The 12,393-nt window shown below is 50.2% G+C and carries 8 protein-coding genes; 1 reads left to right on the forward strand and 7 read right to left on the reverse strand.

Features of this window, described 5'->3' with window-relative positions:
* Positions 1-22: 22 nt before the first annotated feature.
* Positions 23-1,225 (reverse strand): efflux RND transporter periplasmic adaptor subunit, encoded by a 1,203-nt coding sequence (locus tag Enr17x_RS10460; protein ID WP_145308449.1) that lies wholly within the window; start codon positions 1,223-1,225, stop codon positions 23-25.
* Positions 1,226-1,721: 496 nt separating this feature from the next.
* On the opposite strand from Enr17x_RS10460, the gene Enr17x_RS10465 reads away from it, so the two are divergent.
* The gene (locus Enr17x_RS10465; protein WP_145308451.1) at positions 1,722-2,672 is read left to right on the forward strand and encodes a sugar phosphate isomerase family; all 951 of its coding nucleotides are present in this window, start codon (positions 1,722-1,724) and stop codon (positions 2,670-2,672) included.
* A 91-nt stretch (positions 2,673-2,763) separates the two neighbouring features.
* Here Enr17x_RS10465 and Enr17x_RS10470 read toward each other — a convergent pair whose 3' ends face one another.
* The 6 genes from Enr17x_RS10470 to coaBC form a co-directional block, all read right to left on the reverse strand.
* Positions 2,764-3,168, reverse strand: coding sequence for a bifunctional nuclease family protein (locus Enr17x_RS10470; RefSeq protein ID WP_145214582.1), 405 nt, complete (start codon positions 3,166-3,168; stop codon positions 2,764-2,766).
* Positions 3,169-3,328: 160 nt separating this feature from the next.
* Entirely contained in the window at positions 3,329-6,253 is a 2,925-nt protein-coding gene (locus Enr17x_RS10475) for a valine--tRNA ligase (protein WP_145308453.1), read from the reverse strand.
* A gap of 162 nt (positions 6,254-6,415) precedes the next feature.
* On the reverse strand, positions 6,416-7,990 hold the full coding sequence (gene cimA, locus Enr17x_RS10480; protein ID WP_145308455.1) for a citramalate synthase: 1,575 nt from the start codon (positions 7,988-7,990) through the stop codon (positions 6,416-6,418).
* A gap of 429 nt (positions 7,991-8,419) precedes the next feature.
* Positions 8,420-10,705: a DNA translocase FtsK gene (locus Enr17x_RS10485; protein WP_145308457.1), complete on the reverse strand. Its 2,286-nt coding sequence runs from the start codon at positions 10,703-10,705 to the stop codon at positions 8,420-8,422.
* Between the two features lie 467 nt (positions 10,706-11,172).
* A complete protein-coding gene (locus Enr17x_RS10490) occupies positions 11,173-11,802 on the reverse strand; it encodes a phosphopantothenoylcysteine decarboxylase domain-containing protein (protein ID WP_145308459.1) in 630 nt (209 codons plus the stop codon).
* A gap of 49 nt (positions 11,803-11,851) precedes the next feature.
* Entirely contained in the window at positions 11,852-12,391 is a 540-nt protein-coding gene (gene coaBC / locus Enr17x_RS10495; protein WP_145308461.1) for a bifunctional phosphopantothenoylcysteine decarboxylase/phosphopantothenate--cysteine ligase CoaBC, read from the reverse strand.
* Positions 12,392-12,393: the final 2 nt, after the last annotated feature.

Below are 12,393 nucleotides of genomic sequence, written 5' to 3' on the forward strand. Positions count from 1 at the left end.
ACAGAAAATGGGATCCGCCTGATCACAAATTCGTTTTCTGCGGTATGGGTGATGGTGCTTGAAGAACCTCGTCCATGGGGACCTCAATCGGGGTCACCGTCTGGCCTTCATCAACCAGTCGATTTCCCAGTGTAATAACCAGATCTTCCGCGTTAATTCCGGAGAGAATCTCAACCAGTTCACCGTCATTGATGCCGACCTCAATGTTCCGTATTTCTGTGATCGGTGGATTTCCCCCGATGATAAAGACAGCTGATCCCGGACCGTCTTTTCGACGGGTCAGGGAAGCGATCGGCAGGACATTCGTTTTATGACGGTGTTCGAACACGATTTGCACACGGGCGTGCATGCCGGGTTTTAACGAGAAATCACTATTAGGAATTTCAATATGAACAGCAGCCGTACGCGTCTGGGGATCGAGCACGGGGGCTTTGCGTTTCACATGTCCGTTAAATGTTCTGCCTGGGAAGGTGTCGACAGTGACGACAGCCTTCTGTCCGACTTTGACATCTTCATAATCTTTTTCAACGATGTGGACCACAGTCCGGACATGATCCAGATTGACAATTTTCATGAGTGCGACATCGGGCTTTGCGAGATCGCCGATATCGACCAGGCGTTCCGCCAGAAATCCGTTGGTGGGTGCCAGAATTTTATTTTCCAACAACCGCAGGCGACTTTGTTCAAGGTCTGATTCAGCCTGCTCGACACGTGCTTCTTCGAGCTCGGTCTGGGCTTCTTCGATGGCCATGCTGGCGAGTGCCTCTTCCATCTGCTGTTTTGTGCTCACACCTGATTTTTGCAGCACTAGCAAACGTTGATATGCTTTTTGTGCCAGTTCCTGTGAAGTGACCTGGGCTTTAAGCTGTGCTTTGGCCACAGTGAGTGCCGCCTGAGACTTACTCACCAGCTCCTGGTTTTCCGAGTCATTCAATTCGAGAATGACTTCACCGGCCTTGATCTGGTCGCCGACATCGAAGGGCATCGATTTTATATAGCCGCTGTAGCGGGTCCGTATTTCAACCTGGGAACCTGCTTCGAGGTTACCGACCAGGGTGATGCGCTTCTCGAGATTTTTTTGGGTGGAGCGGGTTACCTGGACCGCGATGGGTTCGGTGATGATGGTCTTGGGGGCGGTTTGGGTGTCTTTGAGCGACTGTTCGTAAACAAACCAGCCAATGACCATGGCAATTGCCGTACAGGCTGGTGCAATCAGTACTTTCATCTTTTTGGAATCTCCGGTTGTGTGAACCGCAGCAGGGGCATTTGTTCAATAAAATATCCATCGGATCAATCAAGTACACGATCAATCTCAAACTGAGGATGACTGGATAGTTATTTATAAAAGCCCCTGATCTATGACAGCAGAGAAGTCTCTGTTGTTCAATCAGGCAGGTCGACGTTATCGTAAAGATAAACTGTTCGGTTTATGAGGAAGGTTTGATTCAGGCAGGATTGAAAGCTCGTTAAAGCAATCAACTCGGCCACTCTATTAGAACTATATCGGCTAGAGAATTCAAGATGTTTGTCTATCTGAAGGCTGTTGTTTAATTATTCTTTTGTTTGTGAAATCGTTACCGTCTGATTCCTGTTTTCAGGGGCTGTCTATGCTAAAATCCACGCCAGTAGCCGAATTTTGCAACAATCGTTAGAAATTATTGATTTTTGATATTTTACACAGTTTGACAAATCTGTGAATTTGCTTTGAGAAGGGGAAAACAATGGATTTAATGAGTACAATTGCCGGTTCGATGATGGAAGGTTATTTTCCAGCCGGTTGGGATCTGGCCAAAATTGATCAATGTATGAGTGCCGATCCAACATCGATTACAGACCGCCAGTCCTGGTGGCACGAAGGCTTTGAGCCGGTAATGTGCGGAAGTGTGACCGATTTCGATACGATAATGGGGCATGAAATTGCGTTGACGATTAAACAGTCACGCGATGCCGGCGAGAAGCTGGCTCTGATTTTGCCCGTAGGACCGATGGGCATGTATCGCTGGGCCGTCTTCTTTCTGAAAGAATGGGGTGTCTCCTGCGACCACGTTTATGGATTCAATATGGATGAGTGGAGCGACGCTGAAGGAAATACTCTGCCAGCAAACAATCCGGGAGCCTTCCAATACGCGATGCAGGAAGCCTTCTATGGTCCTCTCGGCGACTTGACCGTTCCGGAAAATCAAAGACACTTCGCGACAGCAGATGTTCTGCCGACCTATGCAGAAAAAATTGGTGAACTGAAGTCAGCCGGCGCCAAGCTGGGAGTGATCTTTGGAATTGGCCGCGTCTGTCATATTGCGTTCTGGGAACCGCACTTTGCAGGCGAATTCAATTCCGAAGAAGAATGGAAAGCACAAACGCACCGTATCGGTGCGAAACTGCATCCGCTGACGATTGAGCAAAATGCGGTCACCAGTTTCAAGAGCCGCACGACTCTGGTTCCCGCTTACGCCAACACAATTGGTCCCGGCTGTTTTCTGAACGCCGACAAGATCATTGGCGGCTGTGATGGAATCTTTTCGAGGGGCATGCAGTGGCAGGGCATGAGTGTCTGGATGACGTTACGACACGAACCGACCAGCTGGATTCCTTCCACTTACATGACGACTCAGCCTGGTCGCCTGATTATTCTGGATGAACTCGCCGGTCCGCTGGTGGCGGAATGTAACTAGGTAGAGCTCTCAGTTGAGTTGAAAAAAGAGAAGGGTCACCTCGTATCAGTTTGAGGTGACCCTTTTTTCGTTTTCAGATTGTAATCTGAGTTTATTTTGCAGTCTGTTCCAGAACGGATTCATGCACATAAATCGGCAGGGGCGGATCATAGTGGATGGAGAGAGCAATCGCATCGCTGGGGCGACTGTCGATTTCGACCAGCTCGCCGTCCTGATCAACTCGCAGCACGGCATAGTAGGTGTGGTCTTCCAGATGCGTGATGACGATATCTTTGAGAGTGCCCCCCAATGATTCGATGGTGTTTTTCAAGAGGTCATGCGTTAAAGGACGCTGTGGAGCGAACTCCTGATTCACACGTCGATCAATGGTGGTGGCTTCGAAAATTCCAATCAAAATCGGAAAGATCCGCTCGCCATTCACTTCACGCAGGTAAATGACCTGCTGATCACCAATCTCGCTGATAATAATGCGAGACAACTCCATTTCAACTAGCAAGAGAACCTCCTGAGGTCAGTCCCTCTCAAATAGAGAGTCGCGTTAACCAGAATGAGATTGAATATCGGGTATCAAAACGTCTGGATTCATTTTAGATCATTATACACCGGGGCAAACCCGGACAACAGAATCTCGATGAAACTGCCCCTGGAAAGCGAGATTACTGCTCCCCCAGCTGATCCATCGAGTCTTGGACACTCTTTAATTGTTTCTGCAGACCAGCCAGTGTTTCCTTGACCCCTTCCACGACATCGGCGGGGGCCCGGTCGACAAAGTTTTTATTTGCCAGTTTCTTTTCACTGCCTTCAATATGTTTCTGTAATTTTTCCGCTTCTCCCTTGAGTCGGTCAAGTTCCGCATCGAGGTCAATGATCCCCTTCAAGGCGATAAAGCCATCGACATCGTTTAAGGAAAATGTTGCTGATCCGCCGGGACGTTCTACGTCGGCCCCTGCCGATTCCAGCAGTGTTTTGGCCAGGTTGTCAAACTGGCCGGCGACATTCTGCATATCATCTGCGACATTCGTTTCACAACGTAAGAACAGCTTGAGTGGTGTCGCTGGAGAAATCTTGTAAACCGCGCGAATATTGCGGACGGCAACAATCATTTCCTGTAGTCGCTCAAAACGTTTTTCCAGTTGCGAATCCTGCCAGCTTTGTGGCGGCTCCGGCCAGGGAGCAAGCATGATGCTTTCTGCGGCCTGCTCAGGTGTGAATAACCCACGTTCCGGCGCAATCTCATTCAAACGTTGCCAGAGTTCTTCGGTGATGAACGGCACAAACGGTTGCAGCAGCCGCAGCAGCGAATCGAGTACACCAACCAGCACACGCTGGGCAACCGGTTTCTGCTTCTCGTCCCACAAACGGGGCTTGATCATTTCGAGATACCAGTCACAGAATTCGTTCCAGGTGAAATCGCGAATGGCACGAGTGGCTACGTCAAACTGGTAACGACCTAAAACGGTTGTCATTTCTTCGGCAACGCTGGAAAGGCGGCTTAAGATCCAGCGATCTTCCATCGTCAGATCATTTTCATCGAGCGGAGCAGGGGTGTAACCTTCCAGATTCAGCATGGCGAAGCGGCTGGCATTCCAGAGTTTGTTACAGAAGTTTCGGCCGTACTCGAAACGCTCACTCACGATACGAGCGACTTTTTCACCCGGATCTGGGTCAAACCAAGGGCTCGTGTACTGATATGATTTTCCACTCTTGGGAAATTTGATACGTGGTTTTTCGCCACCGGCAGGAATCGTGGTCTGATGTTCCAGTGTCTGCGGAACGACTTCACCGGTTTCCGGATCTTCATAACCAACGGGTAGTCGAACATCCTGCGTTTCGCCAGCAAAAGATGCGATGGTAAATCGGACCGCATCGACTCCATACTTGTCAATCAGGTCCATCGGGTCGACGCCGTTGCCTTTGGATTTGGACATAGTCTGCCCGAATCCATCCAGAATTTTCGGATGAATACAAACGTGTTTAAATGGAACGTCACCCATGTTATACAGGCCAGCCAGCACCATGCGGGCCACCCAGAGTGTGATAATATCGCGGCTGGTAACAAGGACATTGCCGGGATAAAAATAATCCAGGTCGGGGTTTTTCTCGGGCCATCCAAGAGTCGCGTGTGGCCACAAGGCACTGCTGAACCAGGTGTCGAGGACATCTTCGTCTTGGACTAATTGATGCGCGGCGCCTAGTTCATCACCCGTCAGGTCGGTTTCACTACAGATCAGCCAGCAGGTATCTGTATCATCGCGGCGGAAGCTGACGTCATAACTGTCGCCGAAGACTTGCGTGAGGTCGGTTTCGGAACAGGTTTCGCAATACCAGATCGGAATCCGATGTCCCCACCAGAGTTGGCGGCTGATACACCAGTCCCGTTTTTCTTTGAGCCAGTCGAGATAGGTTTTTGAATAACGGCTGGGGAAGAAACGAACGCGTCCATCTTCGACCGCATCGATGGCCGATTGCGCGAGCGTATCCATTTTCACGAACCATTGATCGGAGAGATACGGTTCGATGGGCGTTTTTGAGCGGTCGCTGTGTTTGACCGGAATCTGCCGATCTTCGACTTCGATGAAGAACCCCAGTTTGTCCATGTCTGCAACGACTTTTTTGCGCGCTTCATAACGATCGAGCCCCTCGTATTCACCGGCAGCTTCGTTCATGGTGCCGTCGGGATTCAGGATGTTGATCAGTTCCAGGTCGTTACGTAATCCACAGGCGTAGTCATTCGGATCGTGTGCAGGAGTGACTTTGACGGCACCGGTTCCCAGCTCTTTATCTGCCAGCAGTGCGTCGGCGATGATGGGGATTTCACGATTATTTAAAGGAATTCGTACCTTTTTTCCAATCAGGTGCGTATAGCGTTCGTCCGAAGGATGTACGCAGACGGCGGTATCGCCGAGCATGGTTTCCGGGCGTGTGGTGGAAAATGAAATTCGTTCGTCACTGTCGACGACCGGATACTGAAAGGTCCAGAACTGTCCGGAGACATCTTCGGAAAAGACTTCATCGTCAGCCACTGCAGTCTGGAGGAACGGGTCCCAGTTGACCAAGCGTTGTCCACGATAAATCAGACCGTCTGCAAAGAGTTTCAGGAAGGTGCGGCGAACTGCTTTGGAACACATTTCATCGAGTGTGAAACGTGTTCGTTCCCAGTCGCAACTGGCGCCCAGTTTTTGCAGTTGGTTCAGAATTCGTTTTTCGTACTGATCCTTCCAGGTCCATATCCGCTCGACAAGTGCCTCTCGGCCGATGTCGTGCCGTGTGAGATTTTCTTCTTCCTTCATCCGCCGTTCGACGACTGCCTGGGTCGCGATGCCCGCATGATCCGTTCCCGGCATCCAGAGGGCTTCATATCCCTGCATGCGGCGCCAGCGGGTAATCAAGTCCTGTAGCGTGCCGTTGAGTGCATGTCCCATATGCAGCGCCCCGGTGACGTTGGGGAGTGGGATCATAATTGTGTGTGGCTTTTTCTCCGGGTTGGGTTCGGCGTGGAAATAGCCTTTCTCTTCCCAGTATTGATACCACTTCTGTTGTGCACTCGCAGGGTTGTACTGTTTTTCAAGCGATTCGGTCATGAGTTCTGATTGGGTCTTCGATTCAAAAGCCTGGTTTACAGGAGAAAATTCCATCGACAACGGAACAAGTGTGCTGGGTCAGCTTAAGGATGCAGCTGATCAGACTCAGATATAGCAAAATTGAGCGTTGCGGGCATTAAAGACGCTGGGGCTTTCTGCATTCTAGTCGAAAAAAGTCCCTTCATCCTTATAGAGCTTGTATTCGACGCTGTCAGCCAATGCCAGCCAGCTGGCTTCGATCACATTCTCACTGACGCCGATGCTGCTCCAGACATCGTGTTCATCTTTGCTTTCGATGACCACACGCACGCTGGCGGCAGTACCTTCGGCTGAGTTGATGACACGCACTTTGTAATCGACCAGATGCATTTTTTCGAGGGCCGGATAAGCAGGGCAGAGTGCTTTTCGCAGGGCGGTATCCAGCGCGTTCACCGGACCATCTCCTTCGCCGACGACATGTTCCTCTGCGTTGTTGACAACCAGTTTGATGGTGGCTTCGGTGAGTGGCTCGTGAGTCGCGTCTGATTCGACATTCACACGATAGTGAATTTTTTCAAAATGCGGTTTAAAGGTTCCTGCCACCTTTTTAACGAGTAGATCAAACGAAGCTTCGGCTGCTTCAAACTGGTAGCCTTCGTTTTCCAGGTCCTGGACTTTCTCAAGGATTTTCGTGAGCAGTTCGGGATCGTGGTCGAGCTGGTATTTGGTTGTTTTGGCAACGATGTTGGAACGGCCTGAGAGCTCACTGACCAGCACTTTTCGTTGATTGCCGACGACTTCCGGTTCGATATGTTCGTAGCTGCGAGCGATACGATTGACTGCGTGGACATGCATGCCACCTTTGTGCGCAAACGCGCTGCTGCCGACAAAAGGCTGACCGGATCGGAAATTCATATTAGCCAATTCGTAAACATAACGCGAAAGCTCAGTCAGATGATGCAGATTGTTATCTAACAGAACCGAATACGCTTCTTTTTTGGTGACCAGGTTGGCGATCACGCTGATCAGGTCAGCGTTGCCGCAACGTTCGCCGATCCCGTTGATCGTTCCCTGAACCTGAACGACGCCATGTTCTACAGCTGCTAATGAATTAGCGGTTGCCAGATCACAGTCGTTATGACAATGAATGCCCAGCGGTGTGTCCACTTCGCTACGAACGAGATCGACATATTTCGTGATGACTTCAGGCAGGCTACCGCCGTTCGTATCGCAGGGGATGATGATATCTGCGCCGGCATCTGCAGCGGCCTTGATGGTTTTCAAAGCATATTCCGGGTTGGCACGAAATCCGTCAAAGAAGTGCTCGGCATCGTAGATGACTTCACGGCCGCAAGATTTGATGAAGGAGACCGAGTCGGCGATCATCGCGAGGTTTTCTTCGAGCGAGACTCGCAGAACTTCGGTCACATGCAGATCCCAGGTTTTACCGACGATGGTGACGACTGGGGCCTGGGAATCGCGGAGGGCCTGCATGCCGACATCGTCTTTGGCGTCGATTTCCTTGCGGCGGGTCATACCAAAGGCGGTCACTTTGGCGTGTTTCAGGTCCATTTCAGCGACACGCTGGAAATACTCGGTATCTTTCGGATTGGACAGGGGATAGCCGCCTTCAATGTAGTCAAAGCCCATTTCATCAAGCTTTACGGTAATTTGCAGCTTATCTTCCAATGAGAAGTTAACGCCTTCTCCCTGGCTGCCATCCCGTAAAGTGGTGTCATACATCTGAATTCGGGCCATCGTAGGGGCTTTCTTTTACTGTGAAAAATTGAAGAATCGTTGGTTGCGTCTGTCTGAAATTTGAAATTACTCGGAAACGATCTCCTGTTATTGTCTTCAGGCGATCGTGGGTCAGTCCTTGATGTGTCTTAGTAAATGCAATAAAAAAACCTCAGGTTGTGACCTGAGGTTATGAAAATCTGTTAAATTGGTAATGATCCTCAAGTCATTGGGAGTCTGTAATTTCACAAATAATAATAATGCTGCTAATGCAGACAGTATTTGAAACAGACACCATGGACCAGAAGACTTTCAGATTGGGTAATTAATCGAATTTAGTTGCGTTCGTCTGAAGAGATCATAAGCAGACCGGCTGTGGTAGTCAAACGAAATCCTGATTTCCCGATTCTTTAAAGCGAGATTCCGGGCGAGGCATGTCCGAATGAGCCGTTAGACGAATTCCTCTTCGTATTCTTCTTCGCCATAATCATCCTCGAATTCGTTCTGTTTGGCGGCTTCCCATTCATCGATTGTATACAAAACTTCACGTGCTTGAGAGCCATTGTATTCGCCGACGATACCATCTTCGGCCATGTAGTCGATCAAACGGGCACCACGTCCATAACCCACACCGAGGGCACGTTGCAGAAGAGAAACGGAGCCGCGACCTTCGCGAATCACGATTTCAACGGCGTCGTTGTACAGACTGTCTTCTTTGCGATCGGAATCGCCTTCATTGTTTTTCTTCGAGTTAGCTGCCGTGATTTGAGCCAGTTCCGGACTGTATTCCGGTTCCATATCACTGAAGAAGTCGATGACGCTTTCGATTTCTTCATCACTGACATAGGCTCCCTGAGCACGGGTCAGTTTACTGGTTCCCGGAGCGAGATAAAGCATATCCCCGTTACCGAGCAGGGCGTCTGCACCGTTTTCATCCAGAACAACCCGGCTATCGCCACGGCTCGCAACCTGGAACGAAACGCGGGCAGGCAGGTTCGATTTGATCAGACCTGTGATGACATCAACGGTTGGTTTCTGTGTTGCCAGAACAAGATGGATTCCGACGGCTCGCGATTTTTGTGCGAGGCGAATAATGTGCGCTTCCACGTCTTTACCTGAGGTCATCATCATATCTGCAATTTCGTCAGCTACGATCACGATCGAAGGCATTTTTTCGGGCATCTGCAGGGCTTCGTCCGAATCCGGATCGATGCCGGCCATTTCGAGCACTTTTTCTTTGCCAAGTTTGTTGAAGCTTTCAATGTTACGGGAACCGCAGCGGGCCAGAAGGTCGTAGCGTTCTTCCATCTTATCGACGGCCCACGCTAAAACGGCTTCCGCTTTTTTCATATCGGTAATCACAGGGTGCATTAAATGGGGAATGCGTTTATAGCCACTCAATTCCACCATCTTGGGGTCGATCATTAACATCTTGACTTCGTTGGGAGTCCGGGTCATCAACAGGGATAAAATTAATGTATTTAGACACACACTCTTACCTGTCCCCGTTCGACCGGCAATCAATAAGTGAGGCAGCTTGGACAGGTCGGCTGTCAAAGGGCGGCCACTGACGTCTTTACCCATGAAGAGCGGAATCCGACTTTTCTCTGCGTCATCCGAGCAGGCTTCAATCAATTCCCGTAGCCGTACCATGACTTGTTTCTCGTTGGGAACTTCGACACCGACTGTGTTTTTTCCAGGGATCGAAGGAACCACACGAACGGAAGGGACACGCAGTGCAACTGCCAGATCATGTGCCAGGGCAGTGACTTTCGCGACACGTAAACCTGGTTTCAGATCGAGTTCGAACAGGGTTAAAACAGGACCGGTGTCGATTTCAGAAACTTGAATATCCAGACCAAAGTCAGCGAAGGTGTTTTCCAGAACTTCTGCGGCTTCTTCTGCTTTTTTCGCTAACAGCTCAAAGGGGAAGTTTTCCGCTTCTTCCAGCAGATCTAATCCGGGCAGTTTATACGAGCTGTTTTTTTTTTGCTCGATAGGCTGAGGCTTCTGCGCGATCCGAAGACCGGCGGGCGGATTGACTTTGATTGGCTTGCGTTTTTTTGCTTTTTTCGATTTAGGAGCAGCGATGACTTCTTCTTCGTACTCTTCTTCCTCGTCTTCTGCGACTAGGTCTTCTTCCTCCTCCTCCTCTTCATATTCTTCTTCTACCTCGGAAGGTTCACGACTCAAGGCTTTGAAGGGAAAAGTCAGGCAGGAGAAAAGGATGCGCACAGGCAGTGTATCGGCTGTTAAGAGCAGCCCTGCAAAAAACATGGAGGCCAGCAAAACTAACGAACCAGCGACGGAAAATTTGGATTCCAGCAAGGAGAAACCGAGTGCACCAATATAACCGCCGCTGCCAATTAATGGAGTGGCACTGTTCTTGCCCAGCATCATCTGACTGACGATACAGACTGAGATGAGAATGAGAGCTAAGCCAAAGAGTTCTATCATCATCCCCGCAGCTTGCTCACGAGAGAACATTCGCATGTCGACAACGATGAGGGCGAGTAAAATCCCCCAGGCACCAATTCCGAAGCCGGATCGAAGAAGATGAGCGATGTGAGCACCTGATGTACCACACAGGTTTTGGGCGACATCACGAATGGGGTAGACGAGTTGCGCAGGTGGATCGGCGGGATCGTAGCTGAACAGGCTCAGTCCAAGAAAGACTGTAACCGCCAGCAATCCCAGCGCGATGAGATCTGTTTTGAATCGATGAATGTCGATCATGATGACCAACCTGCAAATCTATCTATTAAAGTTTTCGTTTGTATTTGAAACAGGGGAATCAACGGCGCGCAAGGCGGACGCAAAAAAAGTGTTGTTTTGTGGGGAATAATCAGATTCGAGTAAAAATGATTCCCGTCTGAGACTAAACCCAAGAACGTCAACAGACGGGAACATTTTCACGACTAGTGTCTCAATGGGGGGGCATTGAGACGTACCAAACAAAAGTATGGATTCTGCTAATAGTTGATTTCCTTAACTACTCAAACCTAGCACACGAATGGGAGGCGTGTCGGAAAAAGTCAACAAACGATGTTTCGTTTTTGCCACAGGAGCAGGCGAAGGTCGGGTTAGTGAACCCAGTTGAAGCTAGCCGGGCCGGTTGAGCCGGTTGTAACGAAGATGCCGATGTAAGGCCTCTTAGCTTGCAGGCTCTTCAGGTGCAGAGACGCCTGGCTTTTTGAGACGACTTATTGACCGGCAGCAATATGTTTTTGAATCCAGGCGATCAGAGAATCAGCGACCTGGGCTTTGGGCCCGGAGTATGTCGCGACAGTTTTCTGACTATGGTCAATGACTTCCACGTGGTTTTCATTCGATCCGATAGCGCTGACGCTGTTGAGGACAATCGCGTCGCATTTTTTACTGTAGAGCTTTCGCACGGCATTGAACCGCGCGTCCTGAGACTCAAGGGCGAAGCCCATGACCCAGCGGTCTCCTTTTTGTGTTCCCAGCTCCGCGAGTACATCGATCGTCTCTACGAGCTCAAGCGTTATGGCTTCACCAGTTTTAGCGATTTTGCCGGGTTTGCGGGTTTTGATGCGATAATCACAGACCGCCGCCGTACCAATCACACCATCGCAGTCAGTGAACAGTTTTGCGCATTGTTTGAACATCTCGTCGGTTGTTTCGACGGGGTAGATCTCACAGCCTTCGGGAGGAGTGAGTGCAACCGGGCCGGATACCAGAGCAACTTCATGACCCGCCTGGATCGCGGAACGAGCCAGGGCGTATCCCATTTGACCACTGCTGGCGTTAGATAAGTAGCGGACATCGTCCAGGTATTCTCGTGTGGGACCCGCAGTGATGAGAATTCGCATGTTATTTATTCACGTTCTGGCAGTTGAAGCTGGCTGATGTTAATTCGTCTCAGCCCAGGATTGCTTCAATTCGGGTTAAGATATCTGCGGGTTCCGCCATGCGGCCTTTACCGACCACACCGCAACTGAGCCAGCCTTCTCCCGGTTCGACAATCTGAATACCATCTGCTTTGATCTGTTCCAGGTTTCGTTGTACGGCTGGTTTAGCCCACATTTCTGCATTCATGGCAGGGGCCAGCAGAATAGGGGTGGGGCAGGTCAGAGTCAGTGTTGAGAGCAGGTCATCGGCAAAACCGTGGGCCATCTGTGCGATGACGTTTGCTGTTGCCGGGGCGATCACAAACAACTCGGCCCGTTTCACCAGGCCGATGTGTTCTCCCTGAAAATGTTCTTGAGGTGAAAACACACCCTGGTAGACCGGGCGCCCCGTCAATGCTTCAAAAGTAGTGGCACCAATAAATTTTTGAGCCGCCTGCGTCATAACGACACTGACGGCGGCTCCTTTCTGGACCAGTTTACTGGTGAGGTCAGCCGTTTTGTAGGCGGCAATTCCTCCCGAAACCCCTAATAGAATTTCACGCCCCTGCATGA

The sequence above is a fragment of the Gimesia fumaroli genome, assembly GCF_007754425.1.
Taxonomy (GTDB): domain Bacteria; phylum Planctomycetota; class Planctomycetia; order Planctomycetales; family Planctomycetaceae; genus Gimesia; species Gimesia fumaroli.